Origin of the sequence: Aeromonas sp. 11P, assembly GCF_051920165.1 — a bacterium.
Lineage (GTDB): Bacteria > Pseudomonadota > Gammaproteobacteria > Enterobacterales > Aeromonadaceae > Aeromonas > Aeromonas veronii.
Genome location: NZ_JBQBDJ010000004.1, coordinates 4165600 through 4189459 on the forward strand (window position 1 = coordinate 4165600; position 23860 = coordinate 4189459).

Sequence of the window (23860 nt, forward strand, 5' to 3'; positions counted from 1 at the left end):
GTTGATTTGGAGAAGGCCACCTCGCGGTGGCCTTCTGTTTTTCGGGTATCTCGCGCCACTTTTCGGCTCGGCGGAGCTCATCTGGAATCTAATTTGGAAGCAGATGAGGGGGTTAGCATTCTCATTTGACGTATCTCTTTTCGTGACCTTAGCTAAAGGACAGGTTTGGCTCTGAGGTCTCCTCGAGCAGTATGGGAAAATGGATGTTGGCGTTTTCTATCATTTCTCTCCCAGACCCCTGTCATAAAACGATGCGCTTTTTCTTTGCCACGGCGCTGTTGTATGGCAGAGGCTTATCCGCCCCACTCCGCACTCCCCTCATGCTGCCCTGGCATGTTTCCTCCTCGATTTGTTGTGAGCCTCCCTCGCTGGTTGCGTTTCGTTGCGCACAGGCAAAATCCGGATCTGTTTGCTGCTGCACATGGGTGGGCGGCGAGCCGTGAAAGCCGGCATGACCCCAGTGGGTCAGACGTGCACCGCCATCGGTAACGGCGGATGTTCAGGGATGAATGGCAAGCAAAGCGAGGTTGCAATGAACTATCAACTGCTGTGGAAAAGTGCAATTTTTTCAGTTTCTTCCATGATGGCTATAAGCGCTGTTCAGGCTGCGCCACTGAATGTGATGACCGAGGATTACCCGCCATTCAACATGCAGGGAGAGGGGGGCAAGATTGTCGGGCTGTCGACTGAGGTGGTCGAAGAGCTGTTCAAGCGTGCTGGAGTCGAATACAAGCTGACCCTGATGCCCTGGAAACGGGCGTACGAAGATACCCTAGGCACCCCCAATACCGCCCTCTACTCCACGACCCGCACTCCGGAGCGGGAAGCACTGTTCAAGTGGGTAGGGCCGCTGGTCAATAACAACTGGGTATTTTTCTCCAGTTCGACCGCCAATATCACGGTCAAGTCGCTGGAAGATGCCAAGCAGTATTCGGTGGGTGGCATAACGGTGATGCGGCCGCCGAATATCTCAAGGCCCAGGGATTTGCCAAGTTGCAGCTGGCGGCCAACGATACCGCCAACGTGAAAAAACTGGAGGCAGGTCGCATCGATCTCTGGGCTACCGGCCAGTATCTGGCCCCCTATCTGGCCAGCAAGGAGAAGGTGGCCTCACCCAAGCCGGTCTTCGTGTTCAAGGAAACCCAGATGAGCTTGGCGTTTAACAAGGACACGCCCGATGAACTCATCACCAAGCTTAACGAGATACTCGCTGCCATGAAGGCGGATGGCACCATCGACAAGATCAATGCCAAGTACCAGTAACAGTACCAATAGCAAGTGCCGCTCAATGGCACTGCGCCGGCTGCCGTAAAACCGGGAGGAAACCATGGATTGGAAAAGTCTGACGTTCAGGATTGCCGTGTTGACCTCCCTGTCGGTGAGTCTGCTACTGGTGTTGTTTGGCGCTTACAACTACAACGCGGTCAGAGCGGAGAGCTACAGCAAACAGAGTGCGCTGGTCGAGCAGGCCATCGGCCGGCTGCAGCTCTCCCTGCCCGGCCCGCTGTGGAATTATGAATCGGCCTTCATCGAGGCATCGCTCAAGTCCGAGCTGGCGGCCGATATACTCAGTGCGTTGCTGGTGGTCAACAAGGACAAGCTGGTAGCCGGGTTTGCCCGTGACTCGGCGGGGGACATTGCCCCCGTGACAGCCATGCCTGCCGATACCGCTGCCTATGGGGGATATGATCTGGTCTATGACGACAGTGGCCAGAAAAACACTGTGGCCCGATTGCTGGTGCAAACCAGTGATGCCGCCATTCAGGCCCAACTGCGCCAGCAGTTGATCACCACCGTCTGGCAGATCCTGGTGCTCGATATCTGCATCATCGCCCTGTTGATGGTGCTGATTCATCGCAATGTGCTCAGGCCGCTTCACCAGATGAATCAGGCGGTGTTCGATCTGGCCAAAGGAGAGGGGGATCTGACCCGGCGTCTGAAGATCAGCCGTCAGGATGAGATGGGCGCGCTGGCCACCAACATCAACCACTTTATTGCCAAGTTGCAGGAGATGGTGGCGGAGATCAACGAGCTCTCTGCCGGTGTGTTGCAAACCGCTGAACTCTGTGATTCCCTCTCGGCAGATACCAGGGTAGGCAGTGACGCCCAGCAATCCGAGCTGGATCAAGTCGCCACCGCCATTACCGAAATGAGTCAGGCTGTGCAGGAAGTGGCTGGCAATGCGGTGAAAACCTCTGGCGCTACCGATGAGGCCAACCTCTATGTGGAGCAGGGTTACAATCTGGCGGGCCATGCCAATGAGGCCATCCATCAACTGGTGGGGGAGGTGGAGCGGGTCGCCACCCTGATGCGCACCCTTTCGACCGAAAGCAGCAGCATTGGCACCATCATCGAAGTGATCAACGGCATTGCCGAGCAGACCAATTTGCTTGCCCTCAACGCGGCTATCGAGGCGGCGCGGGCGGGTGATCAGGGGCGCGGTTTTGCGGTGGTAGCGGATGAGGTGCGCACCTTGTCGGGCCGTACTCGCCAGTCAACGGAGGAGATCAGTGCCAGTATCAAGCGGTTGCAGCAAGCGACCCAGAATGTTGGTGCCGGCATGCAACAGAGTCAGGAGAAGGCATCCCGCGCCGGCATCGAGGCGGCAGATGTGCAGATATCGGTGGAGAAGATTAAAAATCAGGTCAGCCTGATCCGCGAGATGAACATGTATATCGCCCAGGCATCGGAAGAACAACACTCGGTGGCGGAGGAGGTCAGCCACAGTGTCAACCGGATTGCGACACTCAACAGCGAAAGTGCAGCCAGAGTGGCACAGGTTGCCGAGGCCAGCAGTGATCTGCGGCAGTTGTCGGCCCAGCTCGACACCCTGCTCAAGCAGTTTCGGGTCTAGTCAGTTCATTTCGCCCCGTTGGAGCATCCTGCGGGGCAGGTAAGGTTCCCTTTATTGTGAGGCGCTGCGAGATGTCGTGAGGGGCAAGGGGCCTTGTCCAGCAGCGTTTTTCGTCATGCCCATGTCACTGTTCAGCTGAGATTGGCGTGATCGCGATACGCGAAACTTGCAGCATCATGATCTGCTCGATACGCAGTCCGACAGCGCTGGACGCATATTTTCATTTTCCTCGCTCATGCCTACCTGCATCTATTGTGCCGCTGATCTCGACCCTTTAGAATTTCGTTTAATTACAGCGAGTCCTGAGCCGCCATCTGGCTTTATCAGGTGTGGAATCCCATCTTCTTCATGATGAATGCAAATAACAGGTGGTTGGTATGACGGGGGTTGCGCCAGGCAATAACATATCAGCCTATCACTTCGGTGATTATGTCTTTGATGTCAAAAGGCGGGAGCTGATCTTCTGTGCCGACAAGGACAACTTGCAAAGCGCCCGGGTGGTGCGTTTGTCATCGGCAGAGAGCCTCATTTTCAGCTATCTGCTCGATCACCATGACGAGGTGTGCGACAAGGATCTGTTGCTCGATATCGGCTGGTTGGGTCGCCCCATCAGCCCCAACTCCCTGAACGTTGCCATCGCCAATATTCGTCGCCACTTCACCTCATCCCCCCAGACGCTGGATATCAGAAGTACCCCGAAAAAAGGGTACTCCCTGCATCTGAACTGTAAGATGAAGAGCTATTACGGCAAGGCACTGCCAACAGAGAGTGAGCCCTTGCCCGAGCCGATGAGCGAGCCTACGCCTGCAGTGGCTGCGCAGTCACCGTCGACACCACCAAGTTCTGACCACGAGGTCATCAAAGAGCCTGCTGCCGCCGCTCCCCGTTCTTTTGGTGAGCGTGCCAAACTTGCCTTTCTCAGCGGTATCGGGCGGCCAATGTTGGTTAGGAGCCTGATGTACGTCAATCTGCTACTGGTTGTGCTGATGGCGTTTGTCGCCTGCTATCTCCATTTCGAGTGGCTCCATGTGCACTGCACCGATTCGCCGACCGGCGTTGTTTGCCAGATGGAGGCACGGAGCGACGTGCCAGCAGTCAAGCCGGCATCGCTGGTGCTGGTCTCCGGCCACCAGGTTCGCGTGCTCTCCTATAAAGAGCTCGAAAAAACGCTGTAAGGGATCTCTGATGAAACGAACGCTGAAAAATACCTTGCTGCTGTTGCCACTGCTTGTCGTGCTGCTGTTTGTGGTCGGGATGTTTATCAACAGTCTGGGCTGTCATTACGACCTGAAAATGTCAGCCAATGGAGTCAACTATCACGGGGTGTGCCGCTGGGGCAAAATCACCGTGATCGAAGAGGAAGAGGCGACCAGGGAGAAGTGGCGGGTGACCGGTTTTCAACTGACCTTCTTCAACCAGCTTGTTACCTCATCGACAGTCGTACCCAACTGCACGAATCGGGTAACGATGACTCCTATCTCAATGAGTACAACCTGATCCAGTCGCAATATGCGCTGGTCAACTATGCCTGGGTGCCGCTGACTGAAAACAAGGTGGCGATCTTCCAGCGCGATCCGGTGCATGAGGTTGTGATTGCCCAGCGAGATGGCTGGTTCGATCTCTACCGCTGGTTCTTCCCCCCGGCACCGCTGGTGCCTGTTCAGCCGCAAAGCGCAGGTGCAGGGCGTCCCGCTAGTTTCTAAATAACTTACACCAGGGGCCGGTGACCTCGCAGTGGCCTGTCTCATCACTGTTTTGCCAGCCCAGCCGATGGTAGAAGGCTACCGCCGCCGTGTTGCGGGTCGCAACCTTGAGCGAGCCGTGCGGCGAATCAGCGAGGCCCCGCTCCAGCAGGGCGCGCCCGATCCCCTGACCGTGCCAGTCGCTTGACACATAGAGGTGATGGACGAAGTGATCAGGCTGCCAGATGGCGATAAAGCCGCAGATATTGCCCCCCTGTTCGGCTACCCACACCTGTTCACCTTTGGTCTGTTCCTCGAAATCCTCGAGTTGGAAACGGGCGGGATCGACCCAGTGAAAGGTGTGGCGGCGGCTCTTTAAAAACAGCCGGGCCAGTTGGGGAATGTCGTGTTCTTCCATGAGCCGGATCATGATGCCCTCCCGGATCAAGCCAATGTTCATTGAGGCAACCGCGTGGCGGCAGGTTAATCGATGCAAATGACAAGGGTGTGATTAAGCACTGTCCATTGTATTTGCCATGGGGCTATACTGCCGGAGTCCCTTGTATGGATGGCTTGAGGATCGCTGATTTATGGACAATAAACTGATTGAAGGCAACATTTTTGTTCCGGCGCACATAGACGATGTCTGGCATGCCTGGACTACCGAAAGCGGTCTGCGCAGTTTTCTGGCTCCCGAATGTTTGATGGTGGCCGAACCGAATGGTCCTTTCGAGATCTACTTCAGGCCTGATGCCCCGCTGGGTGAACGTGGCAGCGAAGGGTGCCGGGTCATGGCCGTCATGCCCTATGACTTGCTCAGTTTCAGCTGGAATTTCCCACCCAGCCTGCCCCATATCCGCCAGCAAAAGACCCAGGTTTGCCTGCGCTTTGTGCCGGAAGGGCAGGGCACTCGCCTCTACTTCCTGCAGAGCGGTTGGGCCAATGATCCGGATTGGGATCAGGGTTATGCCTATTTTCGGGAAGAGTGGCTGGAGACCAGCCTGCCACGGTTGCAGTACCGTTTTACCCATGGCCCCATCGACTGGAACAATCCTCCCGACAAGGCGCAGCTGAAGGCGCTGGCCCAGTAATCCCGGATATCAGACATAAAAAAAACCGGCCAAAAGGCCGGTTGAAACAGTTCAGGCTTCGCAATGTCCCCCTCACCTAACTGCTTGTATCGGCTTAATAAACTGTAGTAGACATGACCAGATTTGACCACTGCGCTATTTAACTAGCTCGTGGTCACGTATGGTCATGCATGGTCACAACAATGGTCACAGCCATGACCAGAAATGTGACCCATCACAATTTCCCGACCAGCGCGGCGGCCTCCTGATTACCTGCATTGATATAGGTTCGGGTCTGCTCCAAGCTGGCATGGCCCATCAGTTCCGCCAGTATCCGCAGGTCTCCCCCCTCCTTGGCCAGCAGCGTCCCGAAGGTATGCCGCAGCACATGGGGCCGAGCCTCGAACCCGAGCTTGGCCGATACCCGCTTCATCTGGTTGCGCAGGGCTCCCGCATCTTGGTGCCACTGTTCGCCCAGACTATTGCGCCAGAGCGCACCAGAGACGCTACCGTGCTGCCGGATAACTTCTTGCACCTGTGGATGCACCGGCACCCAGCGTTCGCGCCAAAGCGTCTCACGGCCCTTCCTGTGGCGTAGTCGGCACATCAATGCCGTGCCCATCTGCTTGAGGTCATCCACCTCTACCAGTCGGGCCTCGCAATACCGTGCGCCGGTATAGACCATGAAGGTCGCAATGGCCCTGGCTTCATCCGTCAGCCCCTCCAACAGCTTGGCCAGTTCATCCTTGGTCAGAAATTCGGCGCGGTGTTTGCCTTCGGTTGGCACCTTGATCCCCTTGGGCGCGAGGTCAAACTCACGGCACCCGTACAGGTAGACCGTGCGGGCCTGCCTGCACATCCGCGCCTTGGTTGCTTGGGCCATGCCCTCCAGTCCCTTGGCATAGTCGTCCATCGTCCGCTGGGTCACATCGACCAAACGAAACTGGCCCCAGAAAGGGGCCAGCTTCGAGACGATATGAGTGGTCGATCTTGACCGTTCCCTATCGGATAGGTAGCAAAGGGCGGCGTCCTTCATGGTCGCCAACTCTTTGCCATCAATCTTCTTCGTCTTCATGTCCAGCACCTCTTCCCTTGCTTGGCCGGTACAACACGTTATGTGGGTCTGCATCCTTGGCTAGGTGAGCGAACTCTTCACCCCAGTTCTTCGGCAACCCACCACTGATCTCGACATACACATTGTCGGCCACACTACTAATGGCACGGCGGGCCTTGAATATCAGGTCGGATCGGTTGTCCACGCCCCACTTGGTACGGATGGCCTTGGCTTGAGTCTTGATTGTATTAATCGAGACCCCAATTCGGTGAGCCATCTGGTCGTAGTTAAATCCTTCAATAAACAATTGAAGGATAACGTGTTGGCGTGGAGTCAGGTCGCTGAGTTCTCGTAGCGATTCATTGTCGTGCGATGGTGCAATACCAAATGATGCAAGTTGCAGTTGTAATTCAGCGAGGTTCGATTTAAGCGATTCGATTACATCAAGTGTCTTCTGATGTTCGTTTTGTAAGTTATTAAACTTCTTTTCCAAAATGCGGTTCTGTAGCTCCAGGCCTTGAAACTGATGCAAGATCCGCTCAATCTCTAAACTATCCATATTAATCTCCATTTGCCTTGCGAGCCGCGAGTCTAGCCTCGCACTCACTCTCCACTTGGCTAATAGCATCCCCGATCTTCACGCCTGACTTCACCCGCTGGGCGACAAGCACCCACCAGTTTGGGTTCTTAACGAGACTTCGTCTGTGTGCAGGAGCCATCCTAATCCAGTTCAACCTAATCCTATATGCCGGTCTAGCTTTCATATGGTTGTCTCCACTGCACCAGTTCTGCTCGGGGAATGGCGAGGGTATGATGTTTTTAGCAATTCATTGACAACAAAAAGGACTGTTTTTTCTATCTGCCCGATTGAGCCTGATGTTACATCATAATGGGTACATCCTTTAACACTTGTTGAACCAAAGCCGAAAGTGATCACCTTGATACCAAGGGTGGACACAGTAGCTAGGGTATTATGGGTACTGGAATTCAATAAGTTAGAAAGTGCCCCACGCGCATATGGAATGCCATCACATAACATTAAAAGTATCTTGCGCTTCTGCTTACACTTCCCAATCTGATTGATAGCAAACTCAATAGCGCGGTTGTCGATATTATTGGCCGTACACACCCACTAAATAGGGCAACCTTTCGATCACATCACGGGCGGTTCTGATCCTCACCCCGAACCCTAACAGATTGAACATCACCAACGGGTCGGATGAGATATACCCTGGGGCACTCGTCAACGCGCAGCCGAGAGCGTACACCTCGTCCGCATTGAGTGAGTGGCCCAGCCGATACCGCTCATACGCCTTGATGGCCAGCCTCTCAACCACCTTGCCCGAGCGCCCGCCCTTCAACTTCCGTCCGGTCTGGTCGGCGTTCTGGAACTTGAAGCAAGCAAGCTGGGGATGGCGTTTGTCGTTGGCAAATGCGAACACCTGATCTACATCCGCCTTGGGGTAGATGGCGTAGTTGTGCAGGGCCATGGTGGTGTGACCCAGGATCGACAGTGGCACACCCAGCGAGTCGAGGGCATCGCCCAACATCAACGCCGTCTTGGTGGCCCACTCAATCCGTTCGCCCCTCATGCTGGAACTCATGTCAATCAGCAGGGTGACGGCGGTATCAAGCTCGGGGTCTTTGGTGCGCTGCCGGTAAACGTCATCCTCGCCTTGGTAGGCCCGCACCAAGTCGTTGGCATCGAGCAGGCCATGGACACGGCCACCCAGCCAGCGACTGTCATCAACGCCTATCAGCGCACGTTTGAGGATGCTCTTGGCATGGGAACCCATCGGGCTGATGGCGACCTTCTCCTTGGCCGAGAAGGCTACGCCACACACATGGGCGTCATCGTGCTTGTACTCGAACAGCTGGAGGTTGAACTTGGGCAAGCTCGCCTCACGGCTGGCCATGCCGCTCAGGATGGCCGCCTCGTCAATGAGCGGCGCTTGCTTCTCTCCTTGGCCACCTAACTCCCCGCCATCCTCTTGGCCCTCGTCACCTTCTCCGTCCTCACCAACGCCCTTGGGCTGCCCGTCCTGCCCATCCTCGCCCTCGTCCTTGTCATCCCCCTCGCTTGGCTCCTGCTCGGGCTCAGGCGCTTTCTGTGGCTCCAAAATTGAGCCGCTCAAGCAGCTCGTCAACGAGCGCCGCTATCTCTTGGGTACTCTTGGCCGCCATCGAGCGGGTCGCAAACTCGCTGGCCAGTGGCCGGTACTGCTCCGGTATCATGGCAACCAGCGCCCGCTGTACGTCACCACCGTGGCCCATCATCTGGGAGGCAGTCCACTTGACCGCCCCGAAGATCAGCCGTCCCCAGTCGAGCAGATGCGGCGGCACCTTGGCCAGTGCATCAAGCTGGAGTTGCGCCGACACATGACGCATGGCGTTCAAGCTACTCCACGCCCCAGGGTACTGCTGCTGGTAGGCCGCCTCGATCCGTGGGTCTTCCAGATAGTTGATCTGGTCGGCCTTGGTCTTGTCGTGTTGCCGGAAAAACTCAAAGTCAGTAAACAGCGAGTGCGCAGTCTCATGGTCGGTATAGCCACGCATCATCGCTATCTTGTCGTCACTTAGCTCGCCCGCAGCTATCTCGGGCAGACGGATCAGAGAGCCGTCATTCCACGCCTCACTCCCTGCAAACTCTACGCGCACCTGCGACCTGCCCAACACGCGGGCTATCGCATTGCACTCAATTACCAGATCGGTCGAGTTCATTTTCATATCTCCATGACATAAAAAAGGGGGCCGCCTTGGCCCCCGTTGCTACCGCTCGGTTACATTCGTTTCGCTTTACCAATGGAACGGGTGTAGTACCCGTCCCCCCAGTCGAAGGATGACCGGCCACACGGGCAGGTTAGAAATGTCGCTTTAACCCATCACATCCTCCTTAGATGCTTAACCGTTGTGCGATGCCCGTCATCTTGACGCGCTCATGGGCAGGCATGGCATTGAAGACCACCAACTCCATGGCCTCCCATACTCCGTCCTGCGGCAAGACGCCTGCATGTCGGGACATGAACATCATCCGGTTGGCCATCGTGACCAACTGGCGGTACGAGATCGGAGTGAGCACCTCACGCCTGCCGAACGCTTCCCGATGCTCCTTGGCATACAGGCACAGCTTCTCGCAGATGTGGCTAGGCAAGCTGGTCTCGCGCTCCAGCAATGCCGCCTCCTTGGCCCACTCCATGTAGTCGAAGTCGATGAAGGTCTGGAACCGGTTGAGGAATGCGGCTGACTGCTCACGCGCCCCTCGGTACAGGCCGACATCATCACCTTGGCCACAGGTATTCGCTGCGGCCACTATCCAGCACTGCGGATGCACCGGTACACGGCGACCGTTATCACCGGTCAGCACCAGTTCATCCCCCTCCAGCACCGCCTGCATGACGTAGGCGAGGTCGGGTCGGATGAAGTCCAGTTCATCGAGCAGCACTACCCCAACGTGCGGGAGAGCACGGGGCAGCACACCCTCAATGAACCGGCTCACGGTCGTGCCGCCATCGTTGAGCAACTCGGTCTTGCCAACGAGGTCAGCACGGGTCATTTCCGAATCGAAGTTGATCCGCACCAGCGGCAAGCTGCACCGTGCGCAGATCTCCCTGATAGCCGCCGTCTTTCCGGTGCCGGTATGACCGAACAGCCATGAGCGAAAGCCGATAGCCATGGCGGTCAAGACATCGTGAAAGGTCGGGGTTACTTCGTAGAAGGGATTGATCTGGGGGACGGAGTGCGGGGCTTGGTCAGCCCATTCGATGGTGGGTATCGGGACACGCAGCGTGGTATCGAACATGTCCTTGGCCAGACGATAACGCAGCATACCCTTGCACCCGTCTATCTCCACCGCCACCCCAGCGCCCAAATCCTCCTTGGGCTTCTGCTTCACACCGATAAACTCGAAGAACGAGTCACGGTCGCCAGCGTCAGGGGCTTTGGGCTTGCCGGTGAACATCATGCAAGCTGCCAGCGAGGCGAGATCCTGCTGGCTTATCGGGGTCTCCAACCCTTGGGCAACCATCCAGTTGGACGCCAAGTGGGCCAGCTCCTGCCACGATTTGTTGACGTGCTTGCTGGCTTCAATGATTAACGAGGCGACTGCGGCTGGTTCTTTTTTTGATTCATTTGAGGTTGTCATGCGGCTTTCCTCACATCCGTAAATGATCCGACCAATGTTGAAAACTCTTTGACCCTTTGAAAGGCAACAAAAATGACTTGGGGTATCGTCAATTACCGGACACGCCCGTAACAGGCATATCAAGCAGGCTTAACACGGCGCGGGCACCATCCTTGATACTGCCGCCGTTCTTAATCATCTTGGCCCCCAACATCACGTTGCCCTGCCAACCGAACCAACCCTTGTCCCAGTCGGCTTTACGCAGGTGAACGAGCCCGTTCAATCCCTCCTGTTCAATCAGCACCTTGGCTACCCAGACCAGCACCATCAGGCCCACGGCAGTGCCGAGCACCGAGCCTTCACGCAGCTTGGCCACGTTCTCCCCTGAACCGGCTGCGGTTGTGACCGGCACCCGCTTCATGATCAACGCCCAGATCTTGAGGGCATCAACCTTCTCTACCTCCTGCCACGCCTCACCATCACGCTTGTTCATCAGCACATTGTTGGCATCAATGAGCGTCTTGAACGGGTACAGGAACTCACTGCGGCCACCACAGGTGGTGCGCTCGAAGTCGATAAGCCCAGGGAACACGGCGTTGGCCACGGCCCGAGCCACTTGGCTGCCATCCTTGCGGTGGTTGTAGAGGTTGTTGATCGAGGCGTTCGGCTTGACCGCCTTGCTGTTGAGGTCAGAGAACAGCTGCTGCCGTTCGTCCAAGGTGAGGCCGGTATACAACTGGATGATTACCGACTCACCCGCAAGTGCGGCATCAGCCTCCACCTTGTTGACAATGGCACTCGCCCGATGTTGGCCATCAGCCAGCAAGATCTTGGCTCCCATGTCGATGGCGAGTGTGCCCATGTGGTCGCCGGTAAACTCAGCCTTACCCTCGACACACCCAGTCAGGGCTGGCAGGGCGTATCCTGCTTGGCCCATGTAGTCCACAAGGTCAGTCACCCGAGACTTGTTTACTTCACGTTGGGCTCGCTCGATAGCGGCAAAGCCGGTCTGGATCTGCAACAGTCGGGCGAATACCCGATAGGGCATGGTCACGGCGTAGTAAGCACGGCCCCCCTGCAACCCACGCAAGGCGGGCACGTTGAATACCCACTCGTCCCCCTTGGCCTCCGCCTCCTTCGGGGCGTTCGCTTCGCTCACACCCTCAGTCGGCTGCGGAAGTGCGCCCACTGCCTCCATAAAGCTCTTGGATTGCAGCTCGTCCAACTGACCCAGGGCGGTGTGCTTGGCTTGCCCCTTGAACACCAAGAGGTTCGCCTTGACGGTGGACAGCACGGCGTCATAGCCCTTGTGCGCCACTTCCTGCTTGAGGTGGTCGATGTCCTCGTTCAGCAGGTTCGACAGGTGCATACGCAAGCTCTGCTCGGTGGTGCGCCCTGTCACCGAGCCAAAGCAGACGTGCTCACTCGCCGTGCGGCTCCAGCCCATGACATCCTTGGTGGCACCCCGACCGGTCAGTCTGACCTTGGCCTTGTTGAAGTCCTTGAGGATCTCGAACAGGTCGGTGATGTTGGCGTACAGGGTGGTTTCTACTTTTGCGTTCATGGCATTTCTCCAGATGTGAAAAGGGCCAGTCCCCAAAGGAACCGGCCCCATTAAGAGAGCCGACCGGATTGGTCAGCCCAAGATTTAAGAGACCCTTTAGGGTCTCTTTTTTTGCGCAAATGAAGCGTGAGAAAGTTAATGAGAAGGTGTCAGAGAAAACCAAGGGGTATCTTTCAGACGTTCTGATGTGAAGCAGCTCTTGTGAGTGGTCTTGATTGTCGATGGGAGTGAGAAAAATACCTCACGATCTCATTCGCTACCCACACGCCCTTGTGGAACACAACGCCGTTGCCAATCATGCGATAAGCATCGCTATCGGGCGCGTCAAAGGTGAAGAAATCAGGCAACCCCATCAACCTTGCGTACTCACGAACCGTGTAAGGACGCGGCTTGCGGGTCACTGGGTCTATCACCAGCCGTGTGCCCTTGTCCTTGGCATAGTGGGCTAGACAGGTGGGTGCGATGTCACCCTTAAAGGGGTCGCTGATGATGGGCTTGTCACGGTACTGCCCGTTGAGGCGGGCATAGACCGAGGGCGGGATGACTATCTCGGGGTCACGTTCTAACAGCGACATCAGGCTTGGCACCTTGCCCTTGTCGGGGGCATTCCATGTGAACGGGCGGCGACTGCCCATGATGATCAGCCGGTCACGGCGTTGGGGAACCATGTGCTCGGCCCGCACTGGGTTGAACGTGGTCACGTAGTAGTCCGGCAACTGGGTCATGGCCTCCATCACCACCGGAAACTTGGTCATCCCAGGTACGTTCTCGACCACGTACACCTCGGGCCGCATCAACGCAATGTGGCGGAAGAAGTGGAGGAACAAGTCGTCACCCGTGCGGGTGCCCTTGATGTCGGCAATGTTGCTGTACCTGGTGCATGGGTAGGTGCCGATGATCACATCCGCCTCACCTTGGCCAGTCACACACAGCTGGGTCACGTCCACGTTCTCAACGTGGTCGCCAAGGTTGGCAGCCTGCACCTTGCAGGCCAGCGGATCTAACTCGAACGAGCGGGCAATGGGCAGGCCACCGAAGATAAGGCCGGTGTCCATCAGGCCAGCGCCTGAGAAGTAGCTGTGAACAGTTGGTTTGAACATGATGTTTCTCCGTGAAACAAAAAGCCCCTCATGTGAGGGGCGTTGGGGTTTGGTGAGGTTCACACCTCGATGGTTACGGTGGCGAGGAACTTGGATGTGTCCACTTCCACGTTGGCGGGCAGCTTGGCTACGTTAAGGTGGCCGGTGCCCTTGGTCAGGTCGCTGGCAATGCGGGCCAGCATCTGCGGGAACAGCGTTGAGTTGCTGTATGCCCCGTAACGTGGGTGGAAGTGGAACGCATTCATGTCGCAGTGCTGACGGCCCAGCTTGGGGATCTTCACGTACCCGTCATTCACCTTGGCGCGAAAGGTTATCTTGGCCATGTTGTCTCTCCTTGAAACAGAAACCCCGCTAAGTAGCGGGGCGGTAGATGTCGATGTAGAGGTAGCCATAACTACGCCTTGGGCTGGCCTCACACACCCAGCCCTTGTGTTCGAGGCGGAATACCTCGTCCATGTCGGTGCATATCTGGTATGCCTTGGCCATGGCGGTCAGCTCCTTGATGAAGTGCGGCAACACCTTGTCGCACTCGGCCCGCCACGCCTCGTCTGGCTCGCCGTAGACACCGGCACGGTCGCCCAGGAAGTCCACGTAACCACGTTGCAGGATGGCCCGAGCCCCCAGCTTGGGCAGGTTCGGGGTGCCCAGACCCCATGTGTATCCCTCGAAGATCCCCATCACTCTTTCCTCGCTGTCATGGTGTAGCGCCTGCCCCTTACGCACTGGGTAAAGCGCACCACGCTTGTCTTGTTGTAGTCGGCCAGTTGCTCACGGATACCCATGCACTTGGCCACCTCGTTGGCATCAATAAGGCGCTCTATCAGCGCCTCGATTGACATCACTGCGGTCTCGACAACCTTGCCCTTGAAGCGGGCGGTGACTCTGACTTTCATGTGTGGCTCCCCCAGTTCGGTTGCTCATTGGTGCCGTGGTTGAAGTAGGCACCGATAATGGTGCGTTTCCATTCACCCACGGGGTAGCCATGCTCGTTGCACTGGCGCTCCCACCACGCAAAGCCAATCTCTCGGGGCAGGTTGTCCCTCATGTCGCTCGGGTTCACGTACAGCGTGGTCTTGTGCATCGTTGGCACGGGCTTGATGTGCGGTGGACTGGTGCGCTTGCCGGTCTCGTCATAGTCGTACTCCCAACCACGCACCATCAGGTTGCGGTTGACGATCTCTTGCAGGCTTTCGTGTGCTCGCAGGGCTTCGGCTACTGCGGCTTGGCTGAATGAATCGTTGAACTCGATCATGTTGTTTCTCCTTGAAACGAAAAAAGGCAGCCACATTAGGGCTGCCTCACGGGGGATGTGTGAGCGTTATCTCTCGCGTTATTGCTTGGCATCCTTGATGGTTGCCAGTGCCTCACTCACGATGGATTCATTGAGCGCAACCATATCGAGGACGATCTCGGGTTGGTCTGGACGCTCAACGAGTGTCGGTTGCACTGGTTCAAGATGGCCAATCATGGATGCAGCCGTGGGCTGCGGTGGCAGCTCGGCAGCATCTGCGTTGAACGGGGCAACGATGCAGGTCAGGGCGATCATGGACAGTGCGATCATGTTGAGTGCGAAGAGGCTCATGGTGCGTACCTTTTGGTTTGGGCATAAAAAAAGCCCCCACGCTGTCGCGTGAGGGCCGGTGTATTGCGGGTGTGGATTACTTGGCTTGGGTGAGTTCGACGAACAGCATCCCAACGCTGGACAGGAAGGACTTGTCTGACGCTGCGCGTTCGCGGAGCAGGTCGAGCAGTTGTTCGTTGCTCAACGCATCCGCGTTGGCGTCAGCGGCCTTGGCCGGTGCCTGCTTCGCAGGTTGCGGCTGCTTCGCAGGCTTGGCTGCCTTGAGGGCGTCCACGGGATTGGGCAGCGTAGCTGCCGTTGGCTTGGCGCGTGGCTTGAGGTCTTCCAACTCCTTCAGGAGTTGGACACTCGGAGCGCGTGGCTTGCGGCCTTCGGCCTCGGCCTTGGCGATACGGGCACGAAGTACGGCCTTGGCCTCGGTGACGGAGACCTTGCCATCTACGATGGCAGCGTGGAGTTCTTGGGCAGTCATAGCGGTAGTAGCGACGGTGTTCATAGCGACCTCCGTGGTCGAAGTAAATCCGGTCGGACTATCCGAGCCGGTCGCCCCAAGATTTAATACCCCCTTTAGGGGGTAGTCAGGCAGTTCGCCAAGTTATCGAGATCTGTATGAGGCTATTTGTGGGGTGGGGTAATATCGAAAATTGCGTTGAATCTCTTGATTTCAATAGATAAAAGCCATCATTGAGAGAGGGTGTGTTTCCTATGATAGGAAACGTATTGGTCTTTATAATCAATTGGTTAACGATGGGTTTGGCCCGATAAAAGAAAAAAGAAGCCCGCGAACACAAAAAAAGGGGGGGGGAGAGGGTCGGAAAAAAGGAGGGGGGGAGGACGACCCCGCCGCCGCGCAGTTAGAAGTCGTCACCGGGCCCCGCTTACATTCGCAGCACTTTTCCAAAACGTCCTATTGCGGCCAAGTAGCGGCCTCATTGTGCCTTGGTTACCTCGCCACCGGCAGGTCCTCCCAGCGGGTGGTGTAGCAGGGGCTCAGGTGCTCTTGTCGCATCATCCACTCAGGCGACCCCGTGCCTTGGCTGGCAAAGCCTACGCGCCCCAATCCCTTGGCTTTGATCTGGTCCATCACTGCCATCAGCGCATCTGATTGAGCGGAGGACGGGGCAAACAGATCTGCCTGTTGCTGCCCCTTGGGGGTGAACTCACTCAGCATGACGCCCCCCTTCTGATAGCGGTAACCGTCGCGCCAAATCAGCGCTAGCAGCACGTTCACTTGCTGCAGCAGCAACCGGGTGTCATCGCTAGGGCAGACCAGCCGGACGCCAGCCTGCTCACTGTAGTAAGGCGCTCGTTCGTCAAAGGGGCTGGTTCGCACGAACAGGTGCACCCGCTGGCAACACATCCCCTCGGCCCGCAGCTTCTCGGCTGCGCGAGCCATAAAGCCTGACAACGCTTGAGCCATTTCTCCACGGTCAGTCACGCGCTCACCAAAGGAACGGCTCGAGAGGATCTGCAGCTTTGCCGCCGGTTCAACGGTCAGCTCTGCGCAAGGCAGGCCACGCAGCTCCTGTACGATCCGCTCGACCACCACGCCGTATTGGGCGCGTAACCCTTTGGCGTCGCTAGCCACCAGGTCAGCAACGGTATTGATGCCTTGTGCCACCAACTTGGCCCCCAAGCGCCGTCCTATGCCCCACACCTCGTCCACCGGGGTGATAGCCATCAGCCGGGCACGGCGCAGCTCGTCACGCAAGTCCACGACGCCGCCCGTAGCAGGCCACTTCTTGGCTGCATAGTTGGCCAGCTTGGCGAGGGTCTTGGTGGGGCCGATCCCGACCCCTACCGTGAGGCCGGTCCACTGCCAAACTCGCTGCCGGATCTGTTGCCCATAGGCTGTCAGGTCCCCGGCAAACGACTCCGACAGTGACAGGAATGCTTCATCGATGGAGTAGACCTCCAGCTCGGGGGCCATGGTCTCCAACGTGCTCATCACCCTGCCAGACATATCGCCGTAGAGCGCGTAGTTGGAGCTGAATGCCACACCGCCATGCGCCTCGAACTGCTCGCGGATCTTGAAGTAGGGCCCGGCCATCTTGATACCCATCGCCTTGGCTTCGGGGCTGCGCGACACCACGCATCCATCGTTGTTGGAGAGCACCACGATCGGGCGGCCACGCAGCTCAGGGCGAAACAGCCGCTCACAGCTGGCGTAGAAGTTGTTTACGTCAACGAGCGCTATAGCCATCACGCTGCCTCAGATTGCCAATCACATGGGTGACCACTCCGAACAACTCCAGGGAGAGGCTCATACAAGGGTCGATAGGCGCGAACGCCGGATTGGCTGGCAACAGCCGCAACCTCGGCTTGAGCTGCAAGGTCTTTACCGTGAAGCCGCCATCGAGTAGTGCAATCACCACATCACCATGGCGCGGGGTGAGGCTCTTATCGACCACCAGCAAGTCACCGGGAAAGATGCCGACCCCGGTCATGCTCTCCCCCTCGGCACGCAGATAGAAGGTTGCTGCAGGGTGCGCCACGCAGTGGGTGTTGAGGTCCAACTTCCCTTCCAGATAGTCGCTGGCTGGGCTGGGAAAGCCGCAAGAGGCGCGGTGCAAGAACAGCGGGATGGTCACCTCGGCGGGTGATGGGTCTGGGGTTAACAGCTTCATGGCAAAACACCTGTATTTATATACAGGCATTATAGCGCATCACCTTTGAACCAGCGCAAGTCCCGCATGCCAGTGATGGCGTACCATGGCGCCAACAAATAACAAAGAGGTCAGTATGAGTCACAATCTGTGTGCCCTACCGAAAGAGCAGCAAGAGCAGGCCGAGGTCGAGAAGGCTGCCGCATATGCGGTATGGAAGGAGCGCAACGGCCACTTGGCTAGCGCAGAAAGCGAAGCGAACCAACATCAAGGTGAACTGGGTCGCTACTTCCTCGAACAAGTAGCGAAATACAAGAAACTAAGATAACGCTCGGTCTTTAAAGGTCGCGTATATGTGAGACTCGATAGGGTTTTTCCATTCCTTAAGTGGTAGCCTAGTCGTTATTAACCAATAACTTAACAGAAGAATGGAACAACTTAACCGAGCCCTTGCCTTACACCAGTTACTATTGGACTTCCGTTACCCTGTTCCACGCTCCGTCATACTCGAACGACTTGCGTGCTCAGCTAGCACTTTCAAACGGCTGCTGGAATTGCTGCGAGACCGTTATCAGGCGCCAATAATCTGGGACCCGACCGCTCGTGGTTATCGTTACGATACCGATGATGGTCGGTTTACCTTGCCGGGCGTCTGGCTTACCGAATCGGAAGCCTTTGCGCTCTTGATGGCCAATCGCCTGCTGCAGGATGTGCAACCGGGTCTGCAGCAGCAGGGGGTGGCTCAGTTGCAGGCACGTATCGGAGATTTGCTGGGTCCCCAGTGGCAGAATGAAGCTGATCGCCTGCGTGTGGAAAGCATCGGGCGCCAATACGTGCCCCCAGAGCTATTCCTACCTCTGGTACAAGCGCTGTTTTCCAGGCGTCAACTCCACTTTCTCTATCATCCCACACAACATCAGTCCGAAGAGCGTCAAGTATCGCCACAGCGTCTCTGCTGGTATCGGGACAACTGGTATCTGCTTGCCTGGTGCCATGGACGAGAGGCCTTGCGCCTCTTTGCCTTGAGTCGAATAGTCGAACCCAAAGCGCTGGATGAAGCCGCCTGCGAATGTGGGACACCAGAGCTGGATGCACTCTTTGCAAATGGCTATGGCATCTTCGCCGGAGCTGATTTGCAACAGGCCGAACTGCGCTTTGACCCATCTGCTACCCCTTGGGTCAGAGATGTGCAGTGGCACCGGGAGCAGCTCCAGACCATAGAGCCAAGCGGTCATATTCGTCTCACTTTCCCCTATGCCGATCAACGCGAACTGGTACGCGACCTGATGCGCTTTAGTGGCGAGGTTGAGGTGCTTGCGCCACTTGAACTACGTCAGAGTGTGATAGCGGCCATGGAAGCCGGATTAAAAAAACACGAGGCAGTGGCACCACTGGCTCAGCCGGTGAGCCAGTGAGAGGGGAATAATGACAGTCGAGAGTCACACTTGAGTGCCGGAGGCGACCCCGCAATGGATGGAGTAAATGAGCCTGTTCTGTTTTCAAACCTAGACCCACAGGCTGCGGTTCTCTGGGCCAAGAGTGGCGAGGATCAAGGCCACCCTTTGCTGGCTCACATGCTAGATGTCGCGGCGGTAGCAGAAGCTATCCTCGAGCTTGAACCCGCCACTACCCATCAACACCTGGCCAGTCAATTTGGTATGTCGGTTGAGGGGGCTCCCCGTTGGCTGGCGACGCTTGTTGGTTTGCATGATGTGGGCAAGGCCATCCCGGGATTCCAAGCCAAATGGGAGCAAGGGCAGGCACTTGCCAAGGCTCAAGGACTGACCTTTGCCAGTACATCGCTGCGCAGTAATCGCCATGACTGTGCCTCGACCGCCATTTTGAAAAAATGGCTACCGGTACACACAGGTGCCGAGACCCCTTGGTGCCTGAATGTGGCTGAGGCGGTTGGAGCTCATCACGGTTACCCGTTGACCACAAAGGAGGTTGGGGATGGCTTGCCGCTGCGTGAAGATAAGGCATGGCAGCAAGCCCGGCAGGCATTGCTCGATACCTACTGGAAGGTGCTGACCCCATCAGGAGTGATTACCGCTGACGAACTGGCGCTACCTGCCATCAATTGGCTGGCAGGGCTGACTTCTATTTCCGACTGGATCGGCTCTAACCCCGAGTGGTTTCCCCTCGGTATTCGTCACGACGATCTCAGGCAACACTACCTCCATGCCAAAAGACTGGCTCATGAGGCGCTGACGGCGATCGGCTGGCGTTCCTTTTCACCTTTGCTCGCAGAACCCGTCCCACTTGATAGGCAACTTGGCCAAATGTTGGCTGCCGATAAGCCTGTCATACCACGAGCCCTGCAGAGCCAGGGTATAGAGTTGTTACAAGCGAGCCAAGGGCCCGCTTTGCTGCTGGTGGAGGCCCCCATGGGGGAGGGCAAGACAGAGCTCGCCTTTATGGCGCATCTGCACTTGCAGCGTACGAATGGCCATCGCGGCTTCTATCTGGCCTTGCCAACCCAGGCCACCGGCAATGCACTGTTTGCCCGTGCTCGCCAGTTTATGGATGCTTTTGCACACGGTTCGGCGCCCGACCTGCAACTGATCCACGGTGGCGCTGCTCGTCACGAGATGATGGCAGCGCTCAAGGACGTGTGGGGTGACGATGGCAAGCAGAGTGAGGGAGTAGAAGCCGCCCGCTGGTTCTCCCGCCGCAAGCGACCGCTGATCGCTCCCTATGGAGTGGGCACCATCGATCAGGCGCTCTTCTCTGTGCTGAATGTCAAACATCACTTCGTACGGCTCTGGGGGCTGGCCAATCGAGTGGTGGTGCTCGATGAAGTTCATGCCTACGACACCTATACCGAAGGGCTGATTGAAGCGCTGCTGCGCTGGCTAAAAGGCCTGGGCTGCTCAGTTATCCTGATGAGTGCCACCCTGCCAACCAAGCGTCGTGATGGTTTGCTCAAGGCATGGCGGGTTGACCCTGCCGTGCTGCCAGAGCTTGCCTATCCGCGGTTGGTGCTTGCCGATGACAGGGGCCTCGACTGGGATGACCAGATAGAAAGCCGAATGATGGAGCCCGTCCGGTTGGCCGGATGCGGTACTACACCCGAGGAGTTGCTCTGCGTAGCACTTGAGGCCCTGACCCACGGCGGTTGCGGCGCCATCATCGTCAATACGGTCGAGCGGGCGCAGCAGCTCTATAGCCTGCTCAAGGCCAAGGCGCCGGAAGATCTCACCCTGCAGATTTTTCATGCCCGTTTCCCGTCCGATGAACGGGCACAGCGAGAAGCTGCCGTGCTCTCCACCTTTGGTAAAGAGGGGAAACGCCCGGCCCGGGCCCTGTTGGTGGCAACCCAAGTTGTCGAGCAATCTTTGGACATTGATTTTGACTTTTTAATCAGCGATCTCGCCCCGGTCGATCTGCTCTTGCAGCGGGTGGGGCGCTTGCATCGCCATCAGCGCCCCCATCGCCCCGAGCCCCATCGTCAGCCGATGTTGACGGTAGCCGGACTCTTACCCGGTGAATTACCCGATTTGGCGACCACCCGTTGGCGCTTTGTCTACGATCCCTACCTGCTCGCCATGACCTGGGTGCGGCTCCTTGGCGAAACCAGCTTGCAACTGCCCCAGGATATCGATCGGCTGGTTCAGGCCGTCTATGGCGATGGGGAGTTGCCCGATTCGGTGAGTGAGGCGCTACGCCAATATATCGAGGAATACAGCTACGCCACTTATCTGGCTGCAGAGCAACTCCAGCGGCAGCTGGCCCGCAATATTGTTATCAGGGCCGATGCAGACCCGGGTACTGCCTATTCGAACAAGCCCAGAGGTTACGAAGAGGGGGAGGGCGAGGACAAAGGCTTAATTAACTGCACCCGGCTGGGCAAACCCAGCGTCACCGTGATCCCGCTCTTTGGCTCTGACAAGGGGGTGGCCTTGACGCCTGATGCTGAGCCCTTCGCGCTCGATGCACCGCTTTCAACTGAACTGGCCTGCCAACTCTGCGCCCGCCAGCTCAACCTCTCCAATCAAGCCCTGGTTAAGGCCATCAAGCAGCAACCCGACGTGCAAGCCTTTGCTCAGAGCCCGCTGCTTCGCTACAGCTACCCGCTGTTGCTCGATAGCGACGGCAGGGCGCAACTGGATGGCAGGTTAGTGGTTTGGCTCGATGGGGAGTTGGGGCTTATCTACCGGAACAGGGAATAACCAAAGGAGTGACAATGACAATGCGTTTTAATCTGCTCGACGAGCCTTGGCTGCCGGTCAGGATGCTAAGCGGCGAGGTCAGGGAGCTGGGCCTGCTAGCCCTCTTTGAGCAGGCGCCGCAGATAGTGGCCCTGGCAGAGACGGCGCCACCCTCCTTAATGGCCCAATATCGCCTGCTGCTTGCCATTACCCACAGAGCCCTGAACGCACAGACGCCTAACTGGGGTCAACGGGACCTGCGCCACTGGTTTAGCCATGGGCTGCCCACCGAGACCATCACCGCCTACTTGGAAAAGTGGCGCGATCGTTTCTGGCTGTTTCACCCCGTGCATCCCTTTATGCAGGTGGCGGCGCTGGCCACGGCGGGCGAGACCTGCGAGAAGTTCAAACCCTGGGCACAGATTGATCTGGCCTGCGTCAGCGGCAATGCGCCTGTGGTGTTTAACCACTCGGTGGACACCGCGCCTGACGCCATCTCACCGGCTCACGCCATTCGAACCCTGCTCGGTTTTTTACAGTGCACACCGGGTGGTCTGGTCAAGGTGTTTCGTGATGCCGACAAGGCTGGCCCGCTGGCTAATACGGCGGCCGCCTTGCCACTGGGTGAGTCCCTAACGCAGACCCTTATCCTGAGCCTGCATCCCGCCTCGCCTGACCATGAAGACTTGCCGAGCTGGGAGCGACCCGCGCTCACTGTTACCAATCTGAAATCGCCTCCTCTACTTGCCACTGGCCCCAACGATCGCTTCACCCGCCAGACCCGCGCCGTGCTGTTTCAACGAGAGGAGGATGGTGCTATCCGCTGGTTACGCTTTGCCGCCGGGCAGGGATTGGACGAAGATCCTCACGCTCCTGATCCCATGGCTAACTTTCGGGAGGGCAGCAATGGGCTCGTGCGCCTCACCTTTAGTGAAGGGCGAGCACTCTGGCGTGATCTGCCTGCCCTGCTGCCCGATGGGGGCTCGCGCCCGGCAGCCATCATTGAAAATGCCACCCGCTTAAACGAATCGCTGGGTAAAGTGCATCTTCGTCTGTTGGTAGCAGGTCTTGCCAGCGATCAGGCCAAGTTGCTGCGTTGGCGAGTCGAGCAACTAGAGTTGCCGCAGGCTCTGCTGGATCAACCCGAGGTGACCCGCGCGGCCCGCCTGATGTTGGAGATGGCCGAGACTCTGTTTGCGTCGTTTAAAGGAGCCGCAGTGCAGCTGATTGCGGATACCCTGCCAGACAGTCAGCAGAAAGATACCCGCAGCCGGGCTCGCACCCTGTTTGATGCTGGCCCCGCTACACCGCTCTTCTTTGCCCGCGCCGAGCGCGCCCTGATGGCAACCCTAGCTCTTATCGAACAAGACCCCGATGCCGCGGAGAGGCAATGGCAGCAAGTGCTGAAAGAGGCCGCTATTGCTGCTTGGGAAGCACAACTGACCTGCTTGGGAGGAGGAGCCAGCGTATGGCGTGCCAATGCCAAGGTTCAGTCTCGCTTGTGGTTTGCCATTCGGGAGCAACTGACAGCCCTTAACGAAACAGGAGAAGTTCAATGAGTGATCAGCCCTTTGTTGATTATCTGCAGCGACTCGCACAGAGCAACCGTGGGGCGTTGGCCGAACTGCGCCGCAGTCTCACCTTTGCCCCTGGCACGGCGCCGCGCGTCTTTCCCTACGTTGAGCCCTTTATCGCAGCAGACGAGCATCCTGATTCTGCCCGTCGTCAGTCGCACTACCTGGTGGCGGGGCTGTTTGCACTTCATCCAGAGCATTGCGAGGCGACCTTGGCCAAGGCGATGGGGGCTCTCTATCGCAAGCAAGAACAAAGCCCATCCATAGAGGGGCGTTTTATCGCGCTGCTTGAGTGTGATGGCGAGACCTTGGCCGAGCCGTTACGCCACTGTGTCACCTTGTTGAGATCCCATGGTATGGCCATTGATTATCAGCGGCTGCTTTGGGATCTCACCGACTGGCTTAACCCGGCCTACCCCGATCGACTCGATCAATTGCGTCGCCGGTGGGCCACTGATTTCTACCGTGTAGCTGCCCACATCGCTTCAAACGACTAAATCTTC

General features: G+C 57.4%; 26 protein-coding genes and 1 pseudogene. 11 read left to right on the plus strand and 16 right to left on the minus strand.

Going from position 1 to position 23860, the window contains the following annotated elements:
* The first annotated feature begins 532 nt into the window (after positions 1-532).
* From ACTG1P_RS19370 to ACTG1P_RS19390, 5 genes and pseudogenes are all read left to right on the plus strand, one after another.
* Positions 533-1263: pseudogene (locus ACTG1P_RS19370) on the plus strand (substrate-binding periplasmic protein).
* A 64-nt stretch (positions 1264-1327) separates the two neighbouring features.
* Positions 1328-2854, plus strand: a complete 1527-nt coding sequence (locus ACTG1P_RS19375; RefSeq protein ID WP_440001999.1) for a methyl-accepting chemotaxis protein — start codon at positions 1328-1330, stop codon at positions 2852-2854.
* A 377-nt stretch (positions 2855-3231) separates the two neighbouring features.
* Positions 3232-4029, plus strand: coding sequence for a winged helix-turn-helix domain-containing protein (locus ACTG1P_RS19380; protein ID WP_440002000.1), 798 nt, complete (start codon positions 3232-3234; stop codon positions 4027-4029).
* A gap of 10 nt (positions 4030-4039) precedes the next feature.
* Positions 4040-4351, plus strand: a complete 312-nt coding sequence (locus tag ACTG1P_RS19385) for a hypothetical protein (RefSeq protein WP_440002001.1) — start codon at positions 4040-4042, stop codon at positions 4349-4351.
* Positions 4352-4386: 35 nt separating this feature from the next.
* Positions 4387-4557, plus strand: coding sequence for a hypothetical protein (locus ACTG1P_RS19390; RefSeq protein WP_440002002.1), 171 nt, complete (start codon positions 4387-4389; stop codon positions 4555-4557).
* Here the strand turns inward: ACTG1P_RS19390 and ACTG1P_RS19395 are convergent.
* The gene (locus tag ACTG1P_RS19395) at positions 4547-4966 is read right to left on the minus strand and encodes a GNAT family N-acetyltransferase (RefSeq protein WP_139444500.1); all 420 of its coding nucleotides are present in this window, start codon (positions 4964-4966) and stop codon (positions 4547-4549) included. The two genes, ACTG1P_RS19390 and ACTG1P_RS19395, sit on opposite strands and share 11 nt — an antisense overlap.
* 160 nt (positions 4967-5126) lie before the next feature.
* Here ACTG1P_RS19395 and ACTG1P_RS19400 point away from each other — a divergent pair, with 160 nt between their 5' ends.
* Positions 5127-5627, plus strand: a complete 501-nt coding sequence (locus ACTG1P_RS19400; protein ID WP_005334766.1) for an SRPBCC family protein — start codon at positions 5127-5129, stop codon at positions 5625-5627.
* Positions 5628-5841: 214 nt separating this feature from the next.
* Here the strand turns inward: ACTG1P_RS19400 and ACTG1P_RS19405 are convergent, their stop codons facing one another.
* The 15 genes from ACTG1P_RS19405 to umuD form a co-directional block, all read right to left on the minus strand.
* Positions 5842-6681: a tyrosine-type recombinase/integrase gene (locus ACTG1P_RS19405; protein ID WP_069554016.1), complete on the minus strand. Its 840-nt coding sequence runs from the start codon at positions 6679-6681 to the stop codon at positions 5842-5844.
* Entirely contained in the window at positions 6662-7219 is a 558-nt protein-coding gene (locus ACTG1P_RS19410) for a helix-turn-helix transcriptional regulator (RefSeq protein WP_069554015.1), read from the minus strand. Before ACTG1P_RS19410 ends, ACTG1P_RS19405 begins: the two co-directional genes overlap by 20 nt.
* Positions 7220-7772: 553 nt before the next feature.
* Positions 7773-8780, minus strand: coding sequence for a cobaltochelatase CobT-related protein (locus ACTG1P_RS19415; RefSeq protein WP_440002004.1), 1008 nt, complete (start codon positions 8778-8780; stop codon positions 7773-7775).
* Positions 8758-9381 (minus strand): hypothetical protein, encoded by a 624-nt coding sequence (locus ACTG1P_RS19420; RefSeq protein WP_440002005.1) that lies wholly within the window; start codon positions 9379-9381, stop codon positions 8758-8760. The genes ACTG1P_RS19415 and ACTG1P_RS19420 overlap by 23 nt, the downstream gene beginning before the upstream one ends.
* A 172-nt stretch (positions 9382-9553) precedes the next feature.
* Complete coding sequence (locus ACTG1P_RS19425) at positions 9554-10801, minus strand: AAA family ATPase (protein WP_440002006.1); 1248 nt, start codon at positions 10799-10801, stop codon at positions 9554-9556.
* Positions 10802-10889: 88 nt separating this feature from the next.
* A complete protein-coding gene (locus ACTG1P_RS19430) occupies positions 10890-12344 on the minus strand; it encodes a DNA sulfur modification protein DndB (protein WP_440002007.1) in 1455 nt (484 codons plus the stop codon).
* Between the two features lie 173 nt (positions 12345-12517).
* Entirely contained in the window at positions 12518-13444 is a 927-nt protein-coding gene (locus tag ACTG1P_RS19435) for a DNA cytosine methyltransferase (protein ID WP_440002008.1), read from the minus strand.
* Positions 13445-13503: 59 nt separating this feature from the next.
* Positions 13504-13767: a hypothetical protein gene (locus ACTG1P_RS19440; RefSeq protein WP_069554010.1), complete on the minus strand. Its 264-nt coding sequence runs from the start codon at positions 13765-13767 to the stop codon at positions 13504-13506.
* Between the two features lie 28 nt (positions 13768-13795).
* Positions 13796-14122 carry a type IV toxin-antitoxin system YeeU family antitoxin gene (locus ACTG1P_RS19445; protein ID WP_069554009.1) on the minus strand — a complete coding sequence of 109 codons (327 nt, stop codon included), beginning with the start codon at positions 14120-14122 and terminating at the stop codon, positions 13796-13798.
* Positions 14122-14337, minus strand: a complete 216-nt coding sequence (locus tag ACTG1P_RS19450) for a hypothetical protein (RefSeq protein ID WP_069554008.1) — start codon at positions 14335-14337, stop codon at positions 14122-14124. The genes ACTG1P_RS19445 and ACTG1P_RS19450 overlap by 1 nt, the downstream gene beginning before the upstream one ends.
* Entirely contained in the window at positions 14334-14696 is a 363-nt protein-coding gene (locus ACTG1P_RS19455) for a hypothetical protein (protein WP_069554007.1), read from the minus strand. Before ACTG1P_RS19455 ends, ACTG1P_RS19450 begins: the two co-directional genes overlap by 4 nt.
* Before the next feature lie 78 nt (positions 14697-14774).
* The gene (locus ACTG1P_RS19460) at positions 14775-15026 is read right to left on the minus strand and encodes a hypothetical protein (protein WP_069554006.1); all 252 of its coding nucleotides are present in this window, start codon (positions 15024-15026) and stop codon (positions 14775-14777) included.
* A gap of 76 nt (positions 15027-15102) precedes the next feature.
* Positions 15103-15522, minus strand: a complete 420-nt coding sequence (locus tag ACTG1P_RS19465; RefSeq protein ID WP_440002009.1) for a hypothetical protein — start codon at positions 15520-15522, stop codon at positions 15103-15105.
* Between the two features lie 447 nt (positions 15523-15969).
* Entirely contained in the window at positions 15970-17229 is a 1260-nt protein-coding gene (umuC, locus tag ACTG1P_RS19470) for a translesion error-prone DNA polymerase V subunit UmuC (protein WP_440002010.1), read from the minus strand.
* Positions 17210-17653, minus strand: a complete 444-nt coding sequence (gene umuD / locus ACTG1P_RS19475) for a translesion error-prone DNA polymerase V autoproteolytic subunit (protein WP_025327594.1) — start codon at positions 17651-17653, stop codon at positions 17210-17212. Before umuD ends, umuC begins: the two co-directional genes overlap by 20 nt.
* A 115-nt stretch (positions 17654-17768) precedes the next feature.
* Between umuD and ACTG1P_RS19480 the strand changes: the two genes are divergently transcribed.
* The 5 genes from ACTG1P_RS19480 (at position 17769) to casB (ending at position 23854) form a co-directional block, all read left to right on the plus strand.
* A complete protein-coding gene (locus tag ACTG1P_RS19480; RefSeq protein WP_421297171.1) occupies positions 17769-17960 on the plus strand; it encodes a DUF3283 family protein in 192 nt (63 codons plus the stop codon).
* A 226-nt stretch (positions 17961-18186) separates the two neighbouring features.
* Positions 18187-19047 carry a helix-turn-helix transcriptional regulator gene (locus tag ACTG1P_RS19485; RefSeq protein WP_274161132.1) on the plus strand — a complete coding sequence of 287 codons (861 nt, stop codon included), beginning with the start codon at positions 18187-18189 and terminating at the stop codon, positions 19045-19047.
* A gap of 54 nt (positions 19048-19101) precedes the next feature.
* A complete protein-coding gene (gene cas3 / locus ACTG1P_RS19490) occupies positions 19102-21804 on the plus strand; it encodes a CRISPR-associated helicase Cas3' (RefSeq protein WP_440002011.1) in 2703 nt (900 codons plus the stop codon).
* 14 nt (positions 21805-21818) lie between these two features.
* Positions 21819-23342 (plus strand): type I-E CRISPR-associated protein Cse1/CasA, encoded by a 1524-nt coding sequence (gene casA, locus ACTG1P_RS19495; protein WP_236303067.1) that lies wholly within the window; start codon positions 21819-21821, stop codon positions 23340-23342.
* On the plus strand, positions 23339-23854 hold the full coding sequence (gene casB / locus ACTG1P_RS19500; RefSeq protein WP_064341172.1) for a type I-E CRISPR-associated protein Cse2/CasB: 516 nt from the start codon (positions 23339-23341) through the stop codon (positions 23852-23854). The genes casA and casB overlap by 4 nt, the downstream gene beginning before the upstream one ends.
* Positions 23855-23860 lie beyond the last annotated feature (6 nt).